This window comes from Bradyrhizobium sp. T-1, assembly GCF_053592855.1.
The window spans coordinates 2,616,714-2,639,899 of record NZ_CM132115.1 but is presented as its reverse complement, the minus strand read 5'-3'; the positions used below and the strand labels follow the sequence as shown (position 1 = coordinate 2,639,899).

The window sequence follows — 23,186 nt, the reverse complement described above, 5'->3', positions numbered from 1 at the left end:
GCAACCTCTTCAATCGCCGGGCTTCAGGGCGACGGGGCCTTCGAGTGAGCCGATGGACAAGGGTTCCGTCACTCCCACCCCCTTCACCTGCAGCCGCTCGAAATCCGGCTGGAAGCTGCCCTGCGCCATTCCCGTCAGTTCCAGGCCGGTGGCGCTGCGACGAAGGTGGAAGGTCAGAACCAGCGCATCGGTGCGCCAGGCCGCCGTATCCCCATCGTCCTCATAGAGGTCGGCAGTGGAGTGCATCACCGGCGCACCGAATATCACGAGCGACCGGTCGCCCTGACGGCCGGTCGCGTCGATGTCAACGACCGGAATCATGCTGCCGCCGCGGACGAACAGAGGCAAGCGTCCCAAGGGCGCAGCGACCTGCACCATCTCACCGCCGGCGAAGCGCCGGCCGTCGTGCCAGTCGTACCAGCCGCCGTCGTGCGCGGGCAATCGAACGCTGCGTTCGAAAGCGCCCTCCTCGAGCACGGGAGCGACGAGCAGATCGGGGCCGAGCATGAAGGCATCCTCGACGCCCCGCACCGCTGCATCATCAGGGAAATCCCAGAACAGCGGGCGGATCGCGGGCTCATGGTCGCGGCTGGCGCGCCACATCTGCGTGTAGAGATAGGGCAACAACCGATGACGCAGCGCGATTGCCGCGCGCACCTGCGGCAGCGCATCCGCGTACATCCAGGGCAGGGTCACCGAGCCGTCATCGTTCCAGGAGTTCATCACCATGCGCGGCCAGAGTGCACAGAACTCGGCGAAACGGCAGAGCAACTCGGGACTTGGCTTCGGACCATGGAAGCCGCCGACATCATGCCCGATGCTGAACAGCCCGGAGAGGCTCATGTTGAGACCCTGGGTGAGATTGAAGCGCAGCGTCTTCCAGGCCGTTGCGTTGTCGCCCGACCAGGTCTGACCATAGCGCGCAAGCCCTGCCGGCCCGCCGCGGGTAATGACATAAGGCCGCCGCAACGGCGATCGCTCCGCCTGCGCCTGGAACGACAGCTTCGTCATTAACAATGGCTGCGCCGGCCGTCCCAGTGCCTGGGCAAAGGGGCGGCCGTCTCCGGCACAGATCGCGTCCTCATCCCAGATCTCGAACTCATTGTTGTCGTTCCACATGGAAACGACGCCGTGATCGAGCAGCGCATGCTCGATGCCCGCACGCCACCACCGGCGCCCATCGGGATTGGTGAAGTCGACATGAAAACCCACTCCGTCCCAGAACTGCGCGACCGCCGGAGCGCCCGTCACGCCATCCTTCACCAGGATGCCGGAGTCGATGGCCTCGTCGAGCCGCGGATGATCGTCGAGCAGGCACGGCTTGATGTTGGTCACCGGCTGCATGCCCGCTTCGACCAGCCGCGTCATGGTCGCCGATGGATCGGGAAACTTGTCGTAGTTCCAGTTGAACACGTAGCGGCGCGAGCCGATCGAGGTGTAGCCGGAGCCGAAATGGAAGCTGTCGCAACGGATGGCGTGGCGGCGGCAGTCGGCGATGAAGTCCGTCACCCGCCGATCGGCGTCGGGCGCATCCGCAATCGCCATCGATGTAACACCGAAGCCGTAGGACCAGCGCGGTGCGAAGGCCTGGCCGCCGGTGAGCCAGGAGAAACGGCGCGTGACTTCGTGCAGCGTTGGCCCCGCGAGCACGTAGAAATCGAGGTCGCCATCGTCGGCATGATAGGACCTGAACGTGCCGTGATAATTGTCGATCGTGCAGCCGAGATCGACAGATCCGGTGGCAAGATTGTCATAGAAGATGCCATGCGCACCCTGCGGCCCGTCGACGATGACGAACGGCAGCATCTTATAGAGGGGATCGCTCAGTTCGGCATCGAAACCACAAGGATCCACCGCGTCGATGGCAAAGCGCCGTCCCGTACGATCCAGCGGGCCGGCCTTGTCGCCAAGGCCATAATGTCTCTCGTCAGGATGCCGCGCCATCATATGGGCGATGGCCGGAGTCTTGTTGGAGATGAAATAGGCTTGGGTCGGCCGGTCGCGCAGAAACGGCTGGGCATCGCCGGCGCGGCGCCAGGCAATGCCGAACGGGCGGAGCCTAACCTCGGCGGTCAGCCCGGCTGCCGCAACAGTGACGATGCCGTCGCCCGGCGTGACCGTTACCGCCGGATTGGCGAAGCCCGACAAATCGTCGCGGTTGCGTCCCTCATAAGGCGGCTCGATGCCACCAGGCGCCAACGACCAGCCCCGATCCAGCCGAAAGCCGCCAGCACGGCGCAGCGTCACCCGGCCGAGATCACCCTCGAGAATGCGGACCGCGATGGTGACGCCCTCCCCAACCTCGAACACCGCGGCTCCGCCCTCGTAACCGCGATAGCGGCCCTCAACCAGGGCTTTCATGTCTCATCACTCCATTATTGATCGCTGGTCGTTATGGACCTGCGTGATTCAGACACCGGGCCGTACCGCGGCCCCTTCGGCATCGAACAGATGAAGGTGGGCCGGCTCGAAGCGAACCGGGAGAGTCTCGCCGCGCCCCCGCAGCGCCTGCCCGTTCTGTCGCACCGTGATCTGCGGCAGACCGGGCGCGCTCGCATAGAAATACGTATCGCCGCCGAGCTGTTCGACGATGTCGATGGTGGTTGTCAGATCGGCCGCGCCGTCGGCGAGCGTGATATGCTCGGGGCGTACACCGAGCGTCGCAGACGCGCCCGTAGCGAGCGGTCCCGTCGCAACCTTGATCGGCTCACCGGCCTCGCCGACGCGCACCAGGCCCGGCGACACCACCTGCACCGGCAGCAGGTTCATGCGCGGCGAACCGATGAAGCCTGCGACAAAGAGATTGTCGGGCCGATTGTACAGATCGAGCGGCGTACCCACCTGCTCGATGCGGCCGCCGCGCAGCACCACGATACGGTCGGCCATGGTCATCGCTTCGACCTGATCATGGGTCACGTAGATCATGGTCCCACCGATCTCGGCGTGCAGCGCCGCGAGTTCCTTGCGGGTCGCGACTCGAAGCTCGGCATCGAGGTTGGAGAGCGGCTCGTCGAGCAGGAAGATCTTCGGATCGCGCACGATGGCCCGGCCGATGGCCACCCGCTGGCGCTGGCCACCCGACAGCGCCTTCGGCTTGCGCTCGAGATAGTCGGAGAGACGCAGCATCCCGGCCGCGCGCCGCACCCGGGCGTCGATCTCGGCGCGCGCCAGACCCATGTTCTCGAGGGCGAAGGCCATGTTCTGGTAGACCGTCATATGCGGATAGAGCGCGTAGGACTGGAAAACCATGGCAAGACCGCGATCCGAGGCCGGCACGCGCGTGACGTCGTGGCCATCGATCGCAATCTCGCCGCCGGTGACATCTTCGAGCCCGGCGATGATGCGCAGCAGGGTCGACTTTCCGCAGCCGGACGGGCCGACGAAGACGATGAACTCGCCATCCGCGATCGCGAGATCAACCCCGTGGATCACGGCGACCGTCCCGTAAGCCTTGCGGACGTCCCGAAGAGTCAAGCCAGCCATGACGACACCCTCGCCATCATTTCATCCCCGTATTGGCTATGCCGGTGGCGATGAAGCGTTGCAGAAAAACGAAGACGAGAGCCACCGGGACCAGCGACACCACCGTCATCGCCAAGAGATAATTCCACTGCGTCTGCAGCTCGCCCTGGAAGGCGTTGAGCCCGATCTGCAGCGTGAAGGATTCGGACCGGGTCAGCACTGCGAGCGGCCACAGAAACTCGTTCCACCGCCACATGATGGAGAAGATGGCGAGCACCGCCAGAGCGGGAGCCGCCAACGGCATCACGATGCGCCAGTAGATCTGCCACTCGCTCGCTTTGTCCATGCGCGCCGCCTCGATGAGGTCGCGCGGCAGCGTCAGCATGTACTGCCGCAACAGGAATACCCCCGTAGGCGTTGCAGCCCCCGGAAGAATGACAGCCCAGAGCGAATTGACGAGACCCAGCTTGGTGATGACGAGATAAACCGGCACGAGGATGATGGTGATCGGGATCATGAGCGTCCCGATCACCATCAGCATGGCGATCGTCTTGCCCCTGAATTCATAGATGGAGAGAGCATAGGCTGCCATCGAATTGATGAGCAGCGTGATCAGCGTTGCGATCGTCGTGACGAACACCGAGTTCCACAGATAGCGAGTGAAGGCGAATTTCTGAAGCGGCTCGGTATAGTTCGAAGTCACGAAACTCAGGTGCCGAACCGGCGCGAGCCTGGCCGTCGGCACGCGATATTGCCGTTTTGGGTCGGCAGGATCGACCATCTGGGCGATCAGCCCGATGCGCCTGATCTGCGCGAGCTCGCGACGCTCGCCGTTGTCGAGGGTGGCTGCAAAGAGCGGCAACGGCTGCGGAAAGCCCTCGACGCGCACCTCCTGCTGGGACAGCGGCAGCAGCGAGGGCGGAAATTCCAGGAGGCTTGCCTGAGTCTTGAACGAGGACAGCACCAGCCACATGACAGGCCCGAACATCAGCACGACGCCGAGCCCGAGATAGGCGTAGGCGGCGATGTCGGTCCAATGCCAATGCCCGTTCCGACGGCGAGCGCGCAGCAGCTGAATTGGCTTCATGACGCGCTCCGGGTACGCGACAATTGCGCCAGCGTGAGCAGGAACAGCACGACACCAAGCACGATCGACGCCGCCGCGGCGAGGCCGAAATTCTGCACCTGGCTCGCAAACGCGGTCTCATAGATGTACTGCACGATCATGAGGGTTGCGGTGCCTGGTCCGCCACCGGTCAGCACGAACACCTCATCAAACGTCTGCACGCCGCGGATCATCGCCAGCACGATCACCACGATGAGGTTCGGCCAGAGCAGCGGCAGCGTGATCCGAACGAGCACACGCCAGCGCGGCGTGGCGTCCATTTGAGCCGCCTCGTAGAGATCGGCGGGAATGGCCTGCAACCCCGCGAGCAGGATGAGCGTATAGAAGCCCATGTGCGCCCAGACCGAGACGAACACCGACCAGAACATCGCCCAGCCGGGGTCGACAAAGAACAAGATCTTCTGACCGCCGATCATGGTGAGCCCCGCGTTCAGCAACCCGTCGCGTTGCAGGATCCATTTCCAGACCAGCGCAACAACGACCGGCGACAACAGGACCGGAAAGAAATAGACGGCGCGGAAGAAGCCGCGGCCGCGAATCCGCATATTCAGGACCAGCGCGGTGACGAGCGAGAACGTCACCATGGAGACGAGCTGGAAGACGGTGAAGCGCATCGTGTTGGCAACACCGCGCCAAAAATGATCGACCCGGCACGAGGCGGGATCGAAGAATGATCCGCAATCGAACAGATAGGCGTACTGCTCGGTCCCGACATAGGGGCGTTGCGAAGGAAACAGCGACTCACCGCCGGTCAACGAATAGGCAAGATCGATCGCAAGCGGAACGAAGACGAAAAGCGAAAAGAAGGCGAGGTTCGGCAGCAGAAAGACATAGACCATTCGCCGCTCGCCGATCAGCCGCTGCAACAAGCCCATCGGACGGTCGATGAGACGCAACACGGCGCCGAGGATCGTCGCGCCGCTCCGGCGCAAGCGCGCGAGACGAGAGGCCGTCGGTACGGCCTGTAGTCCGATGCCATCTGGCAAATCGATCATGCCGCGGCGCGCCCGGCCTACTTCTTGTTGCGTTCGGCGAGCTGTTGCTCGATGTCGCCCGCGATACGCTTGTAGGAGTCGTCAAGGGTAATCTCACCGGAGACCGCCTGTCCCAGTCGGCTGATCACCGCGTTGAGGATCACACGGCTCGCCGGATAACCCTGCAACTGATTGGCCGCCGGGGCGAGCTGGTTGACGCCATCGCTGAACACCTTGAGCGCGGCATTCGCCACCGGCGAGGCGTCCTTGTAATCGAGGCCCTTGCGGGCGAGACCAAGATGGCCCGGCACGAACAGCGAACGCGCGTAGAACTCGGCAACGACGTCCTCGCTCGCGAGGTAATCGAGCACGCGCGCGACCTCTTCGGGGTGCTTGGTCGACTTGATGCCGACCAGCGCGGCGCCGCCGGGCATGCCGGAGCAATTCGCCGGCCCGCAAGGTGTCGGCACCGCCACCCAGTCGAAGGCCGCTCCAATCGTCTTGTCGAACTGGCTGATCTGCCAGGAGCCCGATTCATACATGACGACCTGGGCATTCTTGAATTCCTCGTTGGCGCCGCGGTAGGTCGCTCCCGCGACCGAACCCCACAGCTCCTTCGACATCACGCCGCTGTTTTGCCAGTCAAAGATCAACTTGGCCGCGCGCTTGAACCCATCGTCGATCACGGCCGGATTTCCCTTGTCGTCAAACACGGCGGCGCCTTCCGAAATCGCCATACCGAAGAAGCGATGGCCGGAACGGTCGAACGCGATCGGAAACGGCGCCTGCACCTTGGCCGCCACCTCTTTCGTCGCTTTCGCCCAGTCCTCCCAGGTCGCTCTCGGCCCCGGCATCGCCACGCCTGCCTGCTCGAACAGCGTCTTGTTGACGAAGGGACCGGTTACGGTGAGCTGAGTCATGAAGCCGGGGATCGATGATGTGTCGCCCGGCACCCGCATCCATTGCAGGAAAGGACCGTAATTCGCCTCCCAATAGGCGGCGTCCTTCAGATAGGGACGCAGGTCGAGCATATAGCGGGCCAGCCCGCCCATGTCGGCGACGCGGGCGATATCAGGGCCCTGACCGGAGGCGAGTTGCACGGGAAGATTCTCGTTGATGGCTTTGAAGGGCACCTGGTCGAGAACAACGTGGATGTCCGGGTGCTTATCCTCGAAGCGGCGCAAAAGGTCCGCCATCACCTCGCCTTCGTTGCCATCGGAATACCAGGTCATCCGAAGCGTCGTCTGCGCTGCGGCGACGCCAATGCCGAGGCTGGCCATCAGCGCCAAAAGACAAGCCGTCAACAAGGACGCGCCGATAGCCCGTCGGATAACTGCCCGCATTGCGCTCTCCCTGCGATCTCTAAGATCTTGGATTCAAGCTTGGCAAACGTTTGCCTAACCTGTCAATCTCTATATTGTCTGACATCAATGGAACACACCGAGCCAGACCCATGACACGCAAGCAACGCTCCACCCCAGCCTCGCTCGCGACCGTTGCCGCAGCCGCCGGAGTCTCGATCGCCACGGTGTCGCGCATCGTCAACGGCGAAACGCGCCGGGCCTCGGCCGAGACCATCGCGCGCGTCCGCAAGGCCATAGCCGTCGTCGGCTACCAGCCCAACCACGCCGGCCGGACACTGCGCCGGCGAGAAAGCCGCCTCGTCGCGATGCTCGCCCCCAACCTGGAGAATCCCGTGATGGCCGCCATTGCCGCCTCCACCGAAGCCGCGCTGCGCGCCGCCGGTTACGTGATGATTCTCTGTGACACCCACGATCGCCCCGACCTGCAGGACGAATATCTCAACGCGATGCGTTCGCAGGTGGTGCGCGGCTATATCATGGTCGCCAGCGTACCGAGCCCAGTGCTGAAGGACTTCGTCGCTGACGGCGCGCCAATCGTCTTCGTGAACCGCCGCCCACCCTCCGGGCGGGGCGCCTTCGTCGGCATCGACAATATCAAGGCCGGCGCCGACGCCGCCGACATGCTGTGGTCAGCGGGATTACGACGCTGCGGCGTGCTGACGCCCGCCCAAGGATCCTCCGTGACGCGGGATCGCCTGAAGGGATTCTGCGACCGCCTGCGCGCTCTTGGGACCGAGGACGTCTACAAGGCCGAGGCCACTGGCCGTTCTCATCTCGAAATCGGATATGAAGCCGTACAGCGGCTCACAGCGCGCGACGGCTGGCCTGAGGGGCTGATGTGCGTCAGCGACCAAATCGCCTACGGCGCCTATCGCTTTGCCCGCGAGAGCGACGTCGTCATCCCGGAACGCTGCATGCTCGTCGGCATCGACGGCAATCCCCTTAATCGTTGGATCGCGCCGTGGCTGCGGTCCATCGAAATCATGTACGAGGAATTTGGCCAGCCGATCGTGGAGCTACTGGATCAAGTTTGGTGCGGCGGCGGCAATGCGGAGCGCATCATGCCGCACAGCGTCGCATGAAAGCCCTTTGGACACGGCGGGACAATGTTGCGCGCCTCGAGCTGCCGGCACCGGCGCCAGGCAATCACAGCCCCGCGTGACCGGCAATCGCAGCAATGGCGATGTCAATCCGGAGATCGAAACGCAATCGTCAAGTGGTCACCGGGATCCGCTCGCGCTCGAAGGCAAAGTCACGATACCCCGCCCGGGCGACAGCGGCGCAATACTCCCGGTACCTTGGAAATCCGCCCGTGAAGAGCGTGAGCCCAAGAGGCTTGTCCTTGACGTTGGCGCCGAGGTACCAGGTCTTCGCCTTGTTGAGGAGCGAATGCTGCGCGGTCCTTGCGACGAGTTCCATCCAGCCGTCTTCCACCGCTTTGGTCGGCTCTACGGTCGCTAGGCCGTGATCGTCCATATGCGTGATTAGGTTCGCAATCCAGTCGACGTCGTTTTCGCTGATCCTGACGATATTGGCGAGCGCCGCCGGCCCGTTCGGCCCCGTCGTCATGAACAGGTTCGGGAACCCTTCCATCATCAGGCCGAGATAGGAACGCGCGCCGTGCTTCCACTTGTCGCTCACCTTGCCGCCGTGGCGGCCGACGATGTCGAATGCGGTCAGCGCACCGGTAAGCCCGTCATAGCCCGTCGCGAGGATCAGCATGTCGAGCTCGGTCTCTCCCGATTCGGTTCGCACGCCCTTCTCCGTGATCTCGAGAATCGGATCGGTGGTGCAGTCCATCAGATGGACATTGGGCAGATTGAACGTCTCGTAATATTCGGTGTCGAGGCACGGCCGGCGGGCAAAAATAGGATAACCGCGCGGCTTGAGCTTCTCCGCAGTGACTGGATCCTTGACAACCTCGTCGACCTTGCCGCGCACGAACTCGGCGACATGCTCGTTGGCCTCTTCGTTGCTCAGCAGATCGGTGAAAGTCCCGAGCATTGCAAGGCCGCCGAGCTTCCAGGCATCCTCCAGGAGCTCGCGTCGTCGAGCCGGCGTCACGCTGAAGAAAGCGCGCGTGGTCCACGGGCGTACACCACCGTTCGGACTGTTGCGCGCGGTCTCTCGAAGGCCTGCATAGTTGCGCTTGACCTCAGCAACGTAGTCCGGCTCCAGCTTCTGGTTGCGCATCGGCATGGTGAAGCTTGGCGTACGCTGAAAGACGAAGAGCTCTCCGGCCTTCCGACCGACCTCCTGCACGATCTGGATGCCGCTCGACCCCGTGCCGATCACCCCGACCCGCTTGCCGGCGAAGCTGACCGGATGGTGCGGCCACTTGCCGGCGCGCAGCAGCTCGCCCTTGTAGCGCGCGATGCCCGGAATCTGGGGATCCATAGGGACTGAGAGCGGGCCTGTAGCCATCACGCAATAGGTCGCCTCGACCGTCTCTCCGCGATCGGTCGTCACCCTCCAGAGCCTGCGCGTCTCGTCCCAAACGGCGCTGGCGACGCGCGTATTGAACTTGTAGTGCTTGCGAAGATCGAGCCGGTCGGCCACGAAATTGAAGTAGGCGAGAAGCTCCGGCTGGGACGCGAACTCCTCCGACCAGGTCCATTCCTGCTCGATCTCGGAGGAAAACGAATAGCTGTAATCAATGCTCGGCAAGTCGACCCGCGCGCCGGGATAGCGATTCCAATACCACACGCCCCCGACATCGCCGCCCGCCTCGAACGCAGCGAGCTTGAGGCCCATCTCGCGGAATTTATACACGGCGTACAACCCGCCGAAACCGGCGCCCACGATGACCATGTCCAGGCGTTGTGCACCCATCTCAGAGCTGCTCATCTCGGGCATTTCCTCGCTTGCGTCGTTGACGTGGGTTGGAGCGGCGCTTGACGATGTGCCGCATGCGAAACCGCCTGCGTTGGGCCGCAGCCTCGCGTCAAAAACCATCTCATGAGTTCTGCAGCACCACTACCGCTTTGACGGCGCGTGGCTTCAATTTCACATCTATGAAAGAGACCAAGCACGTCACGAAGCCCGTACGAGGCGCGAAAGATCACGCCCTGCCCAATGGCTTCAGCAATCGTTGCATACGGACCTTCCATCAAACGTTCGCAGAGCTCGCATCGCCGGCGTTTCCGAACGACGTCCAGCCACCGTCGACATAAAGGATCGACCCGTTGATGTAGGACGCCTCCGGCGAGGCCAGGAAATAGGCAGCATCAGCGACCTCCATCGGCTCGCCAAAGCGGCCAAGCGGGACGCGGCGCCGAATCGCTGTGCCGTCGATGCGACCTTGCGCTTCCAGAGCGGCGACGCCCGGCGTGCGGATATAGCCCGGCGCGATGGTCGCGGTACGTACGCCGTTGGGACCGAGTTCAGCCGCCATGCATCGCGTCAGCATGTCGATGGCCGCCTTCGAGGCGCCATAAGCGTGGCGGGGTGCAAACGGCAAGAACGTGTTGATCGAGCCGAGATTGAGAACGACGCCGCCGCCACTCATCAGCTTGATCGCCTCGCGGGCGCAGAGAAATGCACCGACAAGGTTCACTTCGAGAATCTTGTCGAAATCTGCGGCCGACTGCGCAACTGCCGGCACGAAACTATCGGCCACCGCGGCATCATTGACCAGGACATCGATCCGACCAAAGCGCTGCTTGATCGTATCGAAAAGCGCGAGCACGTCTTGCTCCACGGAGACGTTGAGGGCGTAGGCCAGGTGCTTTGTGCCGAGCCCGCGCACCAGATCGGCGGCGCGATCACCATCCTTGTCCGCGACGATGACGATGTCACCCGCGATGGCGAATCGTTGGACGATTGCTTCTCCGATGCCGTTGGCGCCGCCGGTCACGACCACGACGCGCTCCTTCGGTGCCTGCTCAGGCCGCGCTAGTTCTGCGGCCGGCGCTCCGACGACTGGCGGGTGGGCATGGCCCGGCTGATTGAAAGACTGCCAACCGCCATCGACGGCAAGGACCGCACCGGTCACATAGCCTGCCGCCGGCGAGGCCAGGAAGTGCACAGCAGCAGCGATTTCATCCGGCCGCCCCATGCGCCCCAGAGGAATGCGGCGCCGGACCAGGTCCAGGTTCGCGGTCCCGGAACGCTCGAGTTGCGCGACCATGGGCGTGTGGATATATCCGGGCGCCACCGCCGCGACGCGAATGCCATGCTGTGCCCATTCGCAGGCCAGCGAACGGGTCGCCGAGATCAAACCCGCCTTGGAGGCCGCATAGGCGTTGCGCTTCGGATTGGCGAGCACTCCGGCAAGCGATGCGACGTTGACGATGATGCCTCCCCGCCCGATCATACGCTTTGCGGCTTCGCGAGCCAGCACGAAGGGACCGCGCAAGTTGACGTTCAACGCGTGGCGAAACGATCCGACATCCGTATCGACCGTCGCCGCCATGGTCGGCCCGAGCGCCGCATTGTTGATCAGCACGTCAACGCGACCAAATCGCCGCTCGACCTCGGCGATCAGACTGACGACCTGCTCTTCCGACGCCACGTCGCAGAGGAATCCCGCGTGCTCGGGTCCCAGCGCGGCCGTGATAGCGACCACATCGGTGCCTGGCAGGTCGACGGCCGCAATCATGTCGCCGTCTCGATGGAACGTATCGAGCAAGGCTCGGCCGACGCCTCCGGCCGCCCCCGTAATGACCACCACCCGCCTTGGCTTTTCCATTCCTCGTCTCCTCGCCGCGTTCCTCGCTCCCCGGCGCAAGCGTTACGCGCCGCGCGCCTCGGCCAGAATCTCCTGGATCGGATCGTCGGGAAGCGGCGCGCCGATCGGCATGCGCGGCCCAAAGCGCACCTCCTCGCTTTCGGTCGGCGGCACCTGCTCCTCGACCCAGTCGAACGCCACGATGCGTCGGGCGACGCGCCACTCGGTGCCACGCTTCTCGAAGAGGTCGCAATAGCGTCCGGCAATGAAAAACTGCCGGACGACGCCGTCCTTGGCCGGCCCGCGCTGCAATGCCTGGAAATAGGACTCGACTGCGGCCCGCGTCGGGCCGGCGAATTCGATCAGGATATTGCCGACGTGATGGATGTTCCGCGCACCGCTCGTGAACACGTCTCGCGCCCAGAGGAAGAAGCCCTCAACCGGCCCGGAATAGATACCGTGCCGATCGGTGGCATCGGGCCAATAGGAGCTGCGCAGCGTCGCTTCGTCAGCCCGGTCGACACCGCGGCAGTACCGGTAGATGCAATCGCGGATCGCCTCCCGGTCCAGGAGCTCGGTCAGCCTTGCTTCATTGATCGCCATATGGCTTCCCTCCTCAATGATCCGCCGCTGACCGGCTCGCGACCAGCAGCGCGTCGAGCGGCAACACGCCTTCGCCGCGAGGCATCACAAGGACCGGATTCAAGTCGATGCTTTCGATCACGTCGGCATTGTCAGCGGCGAATTGCGAAAGCCTCGACAGCATCGCTGCCAGCGCATCGATGTCAGCAGGCGGTGCTCCGCGCACGCCTTCCAGCACGGCAAAGCCGCGGATCTCACGGATCATCCGCTCGGCCTCTGTGGCATCAAACGGCGCGGCCCGGAAGGTCACATCCTTCAGCACCTCCACGAAAATGCCGCCGAGCCCGAACATGACCACCGGACCGAACGTCGCGTCCTGCACAACGCCGACGATGGTCTCCACGCCACCCGTGATCATCCGGGAAACAATGACACCATCGGTCCGCGCATCCGGCCGTTTCTCATGTGCACGGGATAGAATGGTGCGGGCGGCGTCGCGAGCCTCGGCTTCGCTGCGCGAGCCGACGATCACTCCGCCGATCTCGGTCTTGTGCGGGATATCAGGTGAGCAGACCTTCACCACCACCGGAAAGCCGATGGCAGCCGCAGCTGCGCCGACATCCTCGTCTGACCGCACCAGCACCTCCTCGGGAAAGACAATGCCGGCGGCGCGCAGCAATGCCTTGGCCTCATGCTCGCTGAGCACGCCATCTGGCGGTGCGATGCGCGTCGTGGAGAGCGCCTCTTTGCGCGCCTGCTTCGCTACGTCGAAGCTGCGGCGAAACCAGACCAGCGCCGCCAGGGCGTTCGCCAGCGCCGAACCATCCTCGAAGATCAGGAAGCCGTCGGCCTCGTAAGAGCGAACGATCTCTGGAGGCGCCGACATGGACAGCGCCAGAATCCGCCCCTGATGTCCGGCCGTCGCCTCGCGCAACGCCTTGCGCAGCGAGGCGGAGAAAGTGGGGCTGGCCGGTCCGCTGCCGAAAATGCCAGCGAAAAGGTCATAACCGCCCTTCTCCAGCATCGCAGCAATGTAGCTCGTCATCAGCGGCAGGTCGGTCAAAGCCTGCGCGGTCGCATCCACCGGATTGCGCGGCGATGCGTATGGTAGCATCGCCTTCAGTTCTTCCTGCGCGGCGTCAGGCATCGGCGCAACGTCGAGTCCACAGGCGGAAGCGTCGTCTGCCATCTGAATGCCGAAGCCACCGGAGAGGGTGAAGATGCCGAACCTGTTGCCGACCGGATAAAGCCCACGCGCGCAGGCATACGCGACATCAAGATGCTCGGCCGTGGTGCGCGCGCGATAGGCGCCGAATTGCCGGAGCACGGCGTCGAACACGGCATCGGATCCCGCCAGCGCCGCGGTGTGCGAGCTCACCGCCTGAGCGCCGACGTCGGAACGGCCGACCTTCAGGAAAACGACGGCCTTTTCCCTGGCCCGCGCCACCTCCAGCGCTTCGATGAACGTATCGCGATCGCGGATGCCTTCCGCATAGGCCATCACGACCTTGACGTCTGGCTGGTCGATGACCCAGCGTAGCGCCTCGGCGACATCGATGTCGCACTCGTTTCCAGTGGTAATCCACTGTCCAATGCCAAGGCCGCGCTGTCGCGCCAAATGAGCGATATGGGAGCCATACGCCCCACTTTGCGAGACAACCGCGATCGAACCAGGCTCCACGAACGCGGCATCCAGAATTGCGGAGAATGTCCCGTAATAGCCTATCTCGGCGTTGAACAAGCCAAGGCAATTCGGGCCGAGTACGCGCATGCCGCTCTCGCGCGCAATGCCCGCGATCTGGTCCTGCACGCGGCGTCCCTGTTCGCCTGCTTCGGCAAAGCCGGCCGAAAACACCACGGCGGCCTTGACCTTGCGATCCGCGCAGTCCCTGAGCGCTTGCACGGTGCCTTGCGCGGGCACCGCCAGAATGGCGACGTCAGGCGTTTCGGGCAACGAAGCAACCGATTGGTAGGACCTGGCGCCCTGGACGGTATCTCGCTTCGGATTGATCGGGTAGACCGCCCCCTTGAAGCCGCCTTCGCGGAGATAGCGCAGAGGACGCCCGCCGATGCGCGCAACATCGTCCGATGCGCCAATCAGGGCAACGGATCGCGGCTTGAACAATGGATCGAGCGAGGCTGGGTGATGACGCATCAAGGTGAATCTCAACTGGAAGAATGGAGTTCGAATTGTGCTTCCGCCAAGCCGGTGACGCCTAGGCCGTCGATCGCAAATAGGAAGCCGCCGTCCGGATGTTGCGACACGGCGCGTCCCGATCCTGAATCCCTGATCGACGTCACGTAGAGCGTCGACAGCGACGGGCCGCCAAAGGCAACGGATGACGGCAGGTCCGTGGGCGCGTCGATGAGCCGATCGAGCCTGCCTTGTGGGGTGAACCGCGCGATCTTGCCGACCTGCACGAGTGCGACCCAAAGACAGCCGTCACTGTCGACCGTTGCGCCGTCGGGCCCCGACTGATACGGCGCGGTGTCGATGACAATCCGTGGCTCCGGATCGAACTCGTCGCCCGGTCCGTAGCGGTAGGCGCGGATCGCGCGATCAAGGCTGTCCGCGAAGTACATGGTTCGGCCATCAGGACTGAAGCAAATCGCGTTCGAGATACGAATATTGTGGGCGAGAGCCTTGGGCGGGGCGGCCGCGTGGAAGCAGAAGAGCTGGCCCAGCGGCTCGGCATGAACACCCATGGTACCGCAAACGAACCGCCCCCAGCGATCGACCTTGCCGTCATTGAAGCGAACGCGTGGATCAAGTGGAGCAGGCTGAAAAAGAGGCGTTAGTTCGCCGGTATCGAGATCGAGCAGGTAGATGCCGTCTGCGAGCGCCACGACGAGATGGTCATCCTCGCAAAGACCAACCGAGCCCACCATGGACGGCACGTCCCAGTGCCGCGCGGTTCCGCGCTCGGGCTCATAAGAGCTGATCCGGCGTGACACGCCGTCAACCCAGTAGAGCCGTTGCCGCGCAACATCCCAGAGGGGACTTTCGCCAAGCTGCGCGGCCGTCGTCGACACCCTGCTCACCTGCAACGCCATCAAGGGTTTCCCGTCGCGCTTACCTCGCGTCATCTCGCCGCCGCCAAGGGCACGCGAGGACGGTAAGGGGGCTATCCCACCGGCCCGTCTCGGAACTCACTGCGTCTTCAAGAGTTCGCAGACGCTTTCCGACGCCGGTCGCCAGGCATCATCGGCCGAAATAGTCCCGGTGATCTCATAGTAGTCGTAGGGATATTTGGATTCAGCCGGTGTCTTGATGCGAGCGGCATAGAGCGGCCGCATCACCTGGCCGTCGGCGCGGATGCTGACATTCTTCATTTCGAAATCATTGACGGGCGTGGCCTTCATCTGCCGCATCACCGCCTCGCCTTCATCGGTCTGCGTCGCGGCGATCGCCTTGAGATAGTGTGTCACGGCGCTGTAAGTGCTCGCCTGCGCTTCGTTCGGGATCCGGCCGCTGAATGCCGCCTGATAGCGCTTGGCGAAGGCCCGCGTTTCGTCCGTCATGTCCCAGTAGAAAGGCGTGCTCAGGCGCACGTTCTGCAGCGGCTGCAGGCCGATGCTATGCGTCTGATTGATCATTAGTCCCAATGGTGCGAGCTGCTGCTTCTCCGTCAGCCCGAATTCCTGTGCCTGCTTCATGGCGTTGGCAAAGTCCGATCCGGAATTCGCCAACGCAATGACCTTCGCTCCGCTCGATTGTGCAGTGAGCAGGAACGAGGACAAATCCGGCGAATTGAGCGGATGCAGTACCGAACCTACGACCTTGCCACCATCGGCCGTGATGAATTTGGTTGTATCGGCCTGCCAGGCCTTGCCGAACGAATAGTCGACGGTGACGAAGAACCAGGTGTCGAGCCCTCGCGCCAGGAGCGACTTCACCGTCGCCTTCGGCAGCGCATAAGTGTCCATCGCCCATTGCGTCGTCATCGGCGAGCATTTCTCGTTGGTGAAGACCGAAGCCGCCGTTCCCGCCAGAAGATATGGCTTCTTCCTATTCTTCATGACGTCTTGCACGCCGAGCGCGATCGAAGATGCCGAGCAGCCGACAATCGCATCCACGCCCTCGTTATCGAGCCAGCGCAACGCTATGGAAACACCAATATCCGGCTTGTTCTGGTCGTCGGCCACGACGAGCTCGATCTTCTTGCCACCAATGGCGCCGCCAAAGTCGCTGACGGCAAGCCGCGCGGCTGCAACCGAACCTGGTCCGCAATTGTCGGAATAGGGACCAGTCTGGTCGTTCATGACGCCGATCTTGATGACGTCCCCGGAAATTCCCTGTGCCATGACCGGTGCTGCGGCGATCGATATTGCACTCGAGAAGATCGCCATAGCGGCGACAAAGGCAGCCGATAGTCTCATTTGCTTCTTCCTCCCCATGGTCCGCGGGTTTCGCCCATGTTTTTGTTGTGGCGGGCGGACAAAATCAGTCATTGCGCGCTCAAGAAAACGCGTAGGTAATCCCTCCGTCGACGAACAGCATGTCGCCGGTGATGAAGCTCGCTTCGTCGCTTGCAAGAAATACGGCCGCATTCGCTACGTCCCGCGGCTCACCGAGACGGCCGATCGGGACGCGCGCGCGACGTCGCTCCCATGCCTCCGCGCTGACGACGCGGTTCGCGCCATCCGTCCGCGTCGGCCCCGGCGCGATAGCATTGACACGAATCCTACGCGGCCCAAACTCAGCCGCCGCGGAGCGCGTTGCGCCCGCCACAGCGGCCTTCACCGCGCTGTACATCACGCCATTCGCCATCGCGAGCACCGCCGATGGCGATCCGATATTCACGATCGCTCCGCCGCCGGCTGCCGTCATTGGCTCCAGCACCGCCTGATAGCCCCAGATCACGCCCTTCAGGCCGACATCGATCATCCGGCTGATCATGTCCTCGGTCTGCTGCTCGAGCGGACCGTACCGATTCCACATTGCGTTGTTCACCAGAATGGTGGGCGGCCCGAAGGCCGAAACAAGGCGGTCGACCGCAGCAAAGACGTCGGCTCGCGCTCCCGCATTGCCGACGATCGCCAGCGCCCGACCGCCAGCCGCGACGATGTCGCGCGCCGCGGCTTCCGCCACCTCCGCCTTCAGGTCAAGCACTCCGACCGCCGCGCCCTCGCCGGCAAAAGCTTCCGCGATAGCGCGGCCGATACCACCGCCTCCGCCCGTGACGAGCGCCACCCGCCCCTTCAACCTGCCGCCTTCCAAGACGCCCTCCACCGCGGCCAGTCTCTGTTGGCCTTGACTGAAGGCACCTTGTCATGTGCAGTTGGCGCAAACCAAATATAATTCATGCGAGACGCGGAATTTCACATTCGTGAATTTACGAACGGGGCGAGGAACGCAAGTCATGCGGGCGACGGTGCCGAAATCCGCAGCGATACCGGGCAGACCATCAACCGTGAAATCAGCGCTTCGTGCGCTGGAAATCCTTCAGTACTTCATGAATGTTCGACAGCCGCGCGCGATGTCGGAAATCGGGCTCGCACTCGGATATCCGCCATCGAGCACGACTGTCCTGCTCAAGACCCTCGTCACCATGGGTTACCTGAACTACGACCGGCGCATGCGCGTGTATTTTCCAACGCCAAAGGTGACGACGCTCGGTGACTGGATTCCGCGAGCCCTGTTCGGCAACAGCCGGGCGCTCGAGGCGATGCATGACGTCCATGCCGCGACCGGTGAGACGGTTTCCATCGGCACGACCAACGACGTCTATCTGCAATACGTCAAGATCATCCAGTCGGTTCATCCTCTTCGTTTCCACGTCGATGAGGGAACGCTCCGGCCGCTAACTCAATCGGCGCTCGGCTGGTTGCTGATGTCGACCATGTCGGACGAGAAAGTCGACAACATCATTCGGCGCGCGAACATTGCCACGCCCAACGCATCGGATCGCGTGAAGCTACCCGACATGATGGATCGCATACGCCAGCTCCGCGGCAAGAGCTATTGCTCGACCGAGAACATACCCATCCTCGGCGGAGCCACGATCTGCGTCCTGCTCCCCGTGCTGATCCAGAACCAGCCCGCAGTCCTGGGGCTTGGCGGCGCTGCAGAGCGCATCCGCCAGAATTCCAGCCGCTATCTTGCTGTGCTGCAGCGCGCTGCGCGGTCGCTCAAGGCAGACGACGGCACCGATCGGCCAGTCGGCACCGACACCTAACACGGTGCTCAGCCCGGAAGCTGCAACACCGCCTTGGCAAGAATGTTGCGCTGGATTTCGTTAGAACCACCGAAAATCGCGGGCGAACGGGAGTCGAGGAAGAGATTCATCGCGTCGATCTCGACGTCACCTGCGGCGAGATCGTCAGCAAATCGCGCCTCCTCTCCGGCAACGGCGAGCATTTCCTCGGTGATCCGCTGGTAGAGTTCGGTTGTGAACACCTTGAGAGCCGAGACGTCGGCTCCGAGCTCCCCACCGGCCCGGAGGACCTTGGCATAACGCTCGAAAGCGGAGCCGAGATCGTACAGGTCGAGCCGCAGCCGCGCGAAGCGCGACACAAACGCAGGATCCTCGAACGCTCCGCGCGCGTCGGCCAACCGCTGCAGGCGAGCAATCGCATATTCCGGCCGCGTCGGCGCACCCAGGAAGATCCGTTCGTGGCCGAGCACGGACTTGGCGACGGTCCAGCCTTCGTTGACCTTGCCGACGAGATTCTTCATCGGAACGCGCACTTGGTCGAAGAAGACTTCGCAGAAATCCGCTTCGCCACGCAGGTTCTCGATCGGCCTGACCCGCACGCCGGGCGAGGTCAGGTCGAGCAGCAGAACAGTGATGCCCTTCTGTCGCACCTTCGCGTCACGCTCGGTGCGGACCAGGACGAAGATCCAGTTGGCGCAGTGGGCAAGCGTCGTCCAGATCTTCTGGCCATTGACGACGAACTCGTCGCCGTCCAGCACAGCCGACGTTGTCAGGCTTGCGAGGTCCGATCCCGCATTCGGTTCGGAATAGCCCTGGCACCAGACGTGTTCACCCGATAGGATGCGCGGCAGATAATGAGCCTTTTGCTCCTCGGTCCCGTGCTGGATGAGCAGCGGCCCGACCAGCCCAATCCCATGATCAGGGATGCGCGGGCAGCCTAGCCGCCCCCATTCCTCGACATAGATCATGTGTTTGGCGGCCGAGAGACCCATGCCGCCATATTGCCGCGGCCAGGTTGGCGCGAGCCAACCCTTGGCAGCCAGCGCATGATACCACTCGGCGACCTCGTTGAAGAGCGGACGCTGCTTGCGCATATAGCGCAGCTGCGCCGGGCAGTTCTGGTCGACCCATTCGCGAAAGGTCGACCTGAACTCCTCGTCGGGAATGTCGTTCCAGTCGGATGCCATCAAACGGCATCCTTGAAGACGGGATCGCGCTTCTCCATGAAGGCTCGCATCGCTTCCTTGGAGTCCTCGTGCTGGGTCATCTCCACGGTCAGGTTCTGCTCGAAGCGATAGCCGTCCTTCAAGCCCATCGTCTCGACCGTATTGATCGCACGCTTGGCGAGCTTCAACGCCATCGGGCTCTTCTTGGCGATCTCCGCCGCCATCTTCATGGCCGCGGGCATCAGTTCTTCGCGAGGCACGCAGTCCTCGATGATGCCGCGGCGATAGAGCTCCGCCGCCGGCACGCGGTAGCCCGTCAGCACCATCCGGCGCGCGAGCGTGTGGGGGATAATCCGCATCGTATGTCGAACTCCGCCCATCAGCCCGACGTCAATTTCCGGAAGACCGAACACCGCGTTCTCGGAAGCCAGGATGATGTCCGAGCAGAGCGCGAGGCCAAGGCCTGCCCCAAGCGCGGGTCCGTTCACCGCTGCGATCACCGGCTTGTTGCATTCGACGATGCAGAAACCAACCTCGCGCGCCCGGCGCAGATGGCGATAAGTGTCGCCCGGCACCGCCCCGACCTTGCCGCGCGACTTGATGTCCGCACCGGCGGAGAAGGTCTTGCCGGCACCCGTCAGCACGATCACCTTGACCGTCGGCGTCTCGTTCAGCTCATCGAAGGTCGAGATAAACTCCTCGACGAATTCCTTGGATTGCGCGTTCACCGGCGGCGCATCCATCGTCACGACGGCGATGTGATTGCTGATTTCGGTCTTGATCAGATTGTTATCCATAGGTCCTCCCGCGGCCGACGCCGCTTTCGCGTTCGACGAATTCCAGGCGCAGTTGTTCAGGCTGGCCCAGCATGGCATTGAGATTGATCGCGCGTTTCAGATAGAGCCCGACGTCGCACTCGTCGGTGTAGCCCATGGCCCCGTGCAGATGCACCGCGCGCCGACAGATCGAGAAGGCAGCATCTCCAGCCCGTGCCTTGGCCGCCAACACGGCAAGCTGCGCGGCCTCGCTGTCATCCGACTGGAGGGCTTCCACCGCATTGCCTACCGCGGCGGCGGCCAAATCCGCCTCGATCCACATGTCGACCAGCCGGTGCTGGATCGCCTGGAAGCTGGCGATCGGCTTGCCGAACTGCACGCGGTCGCTGGTATAGGCGATCGTGAGCTCGAGCGCTTTTGAGGCCAGCCCGGACAGCTCGGCCGCAAGCGCCAGCCGCGTATGCAGGATGGCTTGACGGAGCAGATCCTCGGAGCTGTTTGCACGTGACAGCACGCGATCCGTCGGCACCTTGCAATCGGAAAACGAGACGGTCGCAATGGCACCGCCATCAATACCGGCGCGCTCCGACATGGTCATACCGTCCAAGTCGGCAGGAACGCTCAGCAGCATGCCGCCCTGGGCGTCCTGCGCGACCACAAGGAAGTCCGTTGCCACACGCGCCGCATCGACGAAGCGCGCTTCGCCTGATAGTGCGAGATTGTCGCTGACGGCATGCACGACGAGCGGCTTTGCACCAGATATCCAGGCCGGCACGGCGACGACGTCGCCGCTCACGATTCCGGCGGCCAGACGACTGCGTTCGGCGCCCGGCGTGGCTCCGCCAATCAGCGTTGCAGCAAAGACGGATGCCGAGCCAATCGGCTCGGACACCAGGGCCCGTCCAAGTGCCTCGCTGAGAACGGCCTGCTCGCGCAAGCCGAGCCCCGCGCCGCCGCATTCCTCCGGCAACAACAGCCCGATCCAGCCAGCCTCCGCCATCGCTGACCAGATCAGCGGGTCCGTCGCGCCGCCCAGCCCGCGCTTCTCGCGCATTGCCTTGGCGCCCGGAAAGCGCTCCGCAAAGCCCGCGACGCTGTCGCGCAGCATGACAAGTGTACCGTCGGGATCATCGAGCATCAATTCGGGCATGGTCTTTGCTTTCCGCCGGCGCCAACATCAGGTCGGCAACGCATGGTCCTTGAACAATTCGCGCAGCTTGGTCTTCTGCAACTTTCCCGTCGCGGTATGCGGCAGCTCATTCACGAACACGACGTCATCGGGCAGCCACCATTTGGCGATGCGACCGGACATGTAGTCCAGGATGTCCTCGCGCGCGGGATCGGTATCCGGCTTGCGGACCACGACCAGGAGCGGCCGCTCCTGCCATTTCGGATGTGGCAGGCCGATGACGGCCGCTTCCTGCACGGCCGGATGGGCGACCGCGACGTTCTCGAGGTCGATCGAGGAAATCCATTCGCCCCCGGATTTGATGACATCCTTCGAGCGGTCGGTGATCTGGATGTAACCGTCGGGGTCGATGGTCGCGACGTCGCCGGTTGTAAACCAGCCTGCCTCGTCCAGGGCGGCGCCGCCCTCTCCCTTGAAATAGCCCGATGCAACCCAGGGCCCACGCACTTTCAGGTCGCCGGCACTTGCGCCGTCGTGGGCAAGCGGCTTTCCGTCCTCGCCGACAATCCTGAGCTCGACGCCATAGATGGCGCGCCCCTGCTTGCATTGGATAGACACCTGGTCGGCGACGGGCAGATCGCGATGACCTGGCAGTAAATTGCCAATCGAACCCAGTGGGCTCGTCTCGCTCATGCCCCAGGCGTGGATGACGAAAGCACCGAACGTTTCTCGGAACTTCTCGATGATGCTGCGCGGTGCGGCCGACCCTCCGACTACCACGCGATCGAGCTTGATTGCGGAGAGATCAAGCGCGGGGTTTTCCTCGATGTACTTGAAGAAACCCAACCACACGGTCGGCACGCCGAGCGAGAAGTTGCAGCTTTCCTGCGCCGCCAGATCAAAGATGCTCCTGCCGTCCAGGGCCGGACCGGGGAGCACGATCTTGGCCCCGCACATAGCGGCAGCATAGGGAATTCCCCACGCGTTCACGTGAAACAGTGGCACGACGAGAAGAACGCTGTCGCTGCTGGACAGCTTGAGACCGTCGTTGGCGCAAGCAACAAACGAATGCAGCACGGTCGAACGATGGCTATAGAGCACCCCCTTGGGGTTACCGGTCGTGCCGGAGGTGTAGCAGAGCGACGACGCGGTGCGCTCGTCGAACATCGGCCAGGCCAGGACGTCGTCCTCCGCTTCGATGAGCGCCTCGTAACAGAGGCAGTCCGAAACTTGGGACGGCAGGTGAGCGCTGTCCGTCATCGCCACCACGCTCTCGACGGTGACGAGATTCGGCTGCAGCTTCCGAACCAGGTCGGCGAAGGTGATGTCGAACAGCAGAACCCTGTTTTCAGCATGATTGACGATGTAGTCGATCTGCTCAGGAAACAGGCGCGGATTGACGGTGTGCAACACCGCGCCAATGCCGGACACGGCGAAATAGAGTTCCATGTGACGATGCGTATTCCACGCGAGCGTCGCAACGCGATCGCCCGGCTTGATGCCGAGCTTGATCAGCGCCTTCGCGAGCTTCGCCGCACAAGACCGCAGCTCGGCATAGTTGCTACGATGAAGCGTTCCCTCGCAGGTCTTGCTGACAATCTCCGCTTTGGGATGATAGCGAGCGGCATACTCGATGAGACTTGAAATCAGTAGCGGCCGATCCTGCATCAAGCCAAACACCGGTGCTTCCTCCGTAGCTCTTGCGCGCAGGCAGCCCTTGTTTGATCTTGCTCGCCGCCACGCCTGGACATTTCTTGGTGGAGGCGCGCACTGTCAAACG

General features: G+C 63.3%; 18 protein-coding genes. 2 read left to right on the top strand and 16 right to left on the bottom strand.

Features of this window, described 5'->3' with window-relative positions:
• Positions 1 to 9: 9 nt before the first annotated feature.
• The 5 genes from ACWAT4_RS12640 to ACWAT4_RS12620 form a co-directional block, all read right to left on the bottom strand.
• Positions 10 to 2,361 carry a glycoside hydrolase family 31 protein gene (locus ACWAT4_RS12640; protein ID WP_212298725.1) on the bottom strand — a complete coding sequence of 784 codons (2,352 nt, stop codon included), beginning with the start codon at positions 2,359 to 2,361 and terminating at the stop codon, positions 10 to 12.
• Positions 2,362 to 2,409: 48 nt separating this feature from the next.
• Entirely contained in the window at positions 2,410 to 3,483 is a 1,074-nt protein-coding gene (locus tag ACWAT4_RS12635; protein WP_212298726.1) for an ABC transporter ATP-binding protein, read from the bottom strand.
• A gap of 16 nt (positions 3,484 to 3,499) precedes the next feature.
• Positions 3,500 to 4,549, bottom strand: coding sequence for a carbohydrate ABC transporter permease (locus tag ACWAT4_RS12630; RefSeq protein ID WP_212298727.1), 1,050 nt, complete (start codon positions 4,547 to 4,549; stop codon positions 3,500 to 3,502).
• Entirely contained in the window at positions 4,546 to 5,463 is a 918-nt protein-coding gene (locus tag ACWAT4_RS12625) for a carbohydrate ABC transporter permease (protein WP_249154295.1), read from the bottom strand. Before ACWAT4_RS12625 ends, ACWAT4_RS12630 begins: the two co-directional genes overlap by 4 nt.
• Positions 5,464 to 5,600: 137 nt before the next feature.
• A complete protein-coding gene (locus ACWAT4_RS12620; RefSeq protein ID WP_449730674.1) occupies positions 5,601 to 6,905 on the bottom strand; it encodes an ABC transporter substrate-binding protein in 1,305 nt (434 codons plus the stop codon).
• 110 nt (positions 6,906 to 7,015) lie between these two features.
• Between ACWAT4_RS12620 and ACWAT4_RS12615 the strand changes: the two genes are divergently transcribed.
• Positions 7,016 to 8,008, top strand: a complete 993-nt coding sequence (locus ACWAT4_RS12615; protein ID WP_449730673.1) for a LacI family DNA-binding transcriptional regulator — start codon at positions 7,016 to 7,018, stop codon at positions 8,006 to 8,008.
• A gap of 130 nt (positions 8,009 to 8,138) precedes the next feature.
• Here the strand turns inward: ACWAT4_RS12615 and ACWAT4_RS12610 are convergent, their stop codons facing one another.
• The 7 genes from ACWAT4_RS12610 to ACWAT4_RS12580 all read right to left on the bottom strand — a co-directional run bounded on the left by ACWAT4_RS12610 (position 8,139) and on the right by ACWAT4_RS12580 (position 17,398).
• A complete protein-coding gene (locus tag ACWAT4_RS12610) occupies positions 8,139 to 9,773 on the bottom strand; it encodes a flavin-containing monooxygenase (protein WP_449730672.1) in 1,635 nt (544 codons plus the stop codon).
• 262 nt (positions 9,774 to 10,035) lie between these two features.
• Positions 10,036 to 11,616 carry an SDR family oxidoreductase gene (locus tag ACWAT4_RS12605; RefSeq protein ID WP_449730671.1) on the bottom strand — a complete coding sequence of 527 codons (1,581 nt, stop codon included), beginning with the start codon at positions 11,614 to 11,616 and terminating at the stop codon, positions 10,036 to 10,038.
• A 42-nt stretch (positions 11,617 to 11,658) separates the two neighbouring features.
• Positions 11,659 to 12,198 (bottom strand): nuclear transport factor 2 family protein, encoded by a 540-nt coding sequence (locus ACWAT4_RS12600; protein ID WP_249148948.1) that lies wholly within the window; start codon positions 12,196 to 12,198, stop codon positions 11,659 to 11,661.
• Positions 12,199 to 12,211: 13 nt separating this feature from the next.
• Complete coding sequence (locus ACWAT4_RS12595) at positions 12,212 to 14,332, bottom strand: acetate--CoA ligase family protein (RefSeq protein WP_212425470.1); 2,121 nt, start codon at positions 14,330 to 14,332, stop codon at positions 12,212 to 12,214.
• 11 nt (positions 14,333 to 14,343) lie between these two features.
• A complete protein-coding gene (locus ACWAT4_RS12590) occupies positions 14,344 to 15,231 on the bottom strand; it encodes an SMP-30/gluconolactonase/LRE family protein (protein WP_212425469.1) in 888 nt (295 codons plus the stop codon).
• A 96-nt stretch (positions 15,232 to 15,327) separates the two neighbouring features.
• The gene (locus ACWAT4_RS12585) at positions 15,328 to 16,557 is read right to left on the bottom strand and encodes an ABC transporter substrate-binding protein (protein WP_249154279.1); all 1,230 of its coding nucleotides are present in this window, start codon (positions 16,555 to 16,557) and stop codon (positions 15,328 to 15,330) included.
• A 79-nt stretch (positions 16,558 to 16,636) separates the two neighbouring features.
• Positions 16,637 to 17,398, bottom strand: coding sequence for an SDR family NAD(P)-dependent oxidoreductase (locus ACWAT4_RS12580; protein WP_212298735.1), 762 nt, complete (start codon positions 17,396 to 17,398; stop codon positions 16,637 to 16,639).
• Between the two features lie 193 nt (positions 17,399 to 17,591).
• Here ACWAT4_RS12580 and ACWAT4_RS12575 point away from each other — a divergent pair, with 193 nt between their 5' ends.
• Positions 17,592 to 18,356: an IclR family transcriptional regulator gene (locus ACWAT4_RS12575; protein WP_212425468.1), complete on the top strand. Its 765-nt coding sequence runs from the start codon at positions 17,592 to 17,594 to the stop codon at positions 18,354 to 18,356.
• Between the two features lie 8 nt (positions 18,357 to 18,364).
• On the opposite strand, the gene ACWAT4_RS12570 is transcribed toward ACWAT4_RS12575, so the two are convergent.
• Genes ACWAT4_RS12570 through ACWAT4_RS12555 form a run of 4 tightly spaced genes read right to left on the bottom strand, consistent with a single transcriptional unit; the run spans position 18,365 to position 23,086 of the window.
• Positions 18,365 to 19,522, bottom strand: a complete 1,158-nt coding sequence (locus ACWAT4_RS12570) for an acyl-CoA dehydrogenase family protein (RefSeq protein ID WP_212298737.1) — start codon at positions 19,520 to 19,522, stop codon at positions 18,365 to 18,367.
• Positions 19,522 to 20,298 (bottom strand): enoyl-CoA hydratase/isomerase family protein, encoded by a 777-nt coding sequence (locus ACWAT4_RS12565; protein WP_212298738.1) that lies wholly within the window; start codon positions 20,296 to 20,298, stop codon positions 19,522 to 19,524. Before ACWAT4_RS12565 ends, ACWAT4_RS12570 begins: the two co-directional genes overlap by 1 nt.
• Positions 20,291 to 21,427 carry an acyl-CoA dehydrogenase family protein gene (locus ACWAT4_RS12560; protein ID WP_212425467.1) on the bottom strand — a complete coding sequence of 379 codons (1,137 nt, stop codon included), beginning with the start codon at positions 21,425 to 21,427 and terminating at the stop codon, positions 20,291 to 20,293. Before ACWAT4_RS12560 ends, ACWAT4_RS12565 begins: the two co-directional genes overlap by 8 nt.
• Before the next feature lie 27 nt (positions 21,428 to 21,454).
• The gene (locus ACWAT4_RS12555) at positions 21,455 to 23,086 is read right to left on the bottom strand and encodes a 3-(methylthio)propionyl-CoA ligase (protein ID WP_449730670.1); all 1,632 of its coding nucleotides are present in this window, start codon (positions 23,084 to 23,086) and stop codon (positions 21,455 to 21,457) included.
• Positions 23,087 to 23,186: the final 100 nt, after the last annotated feature.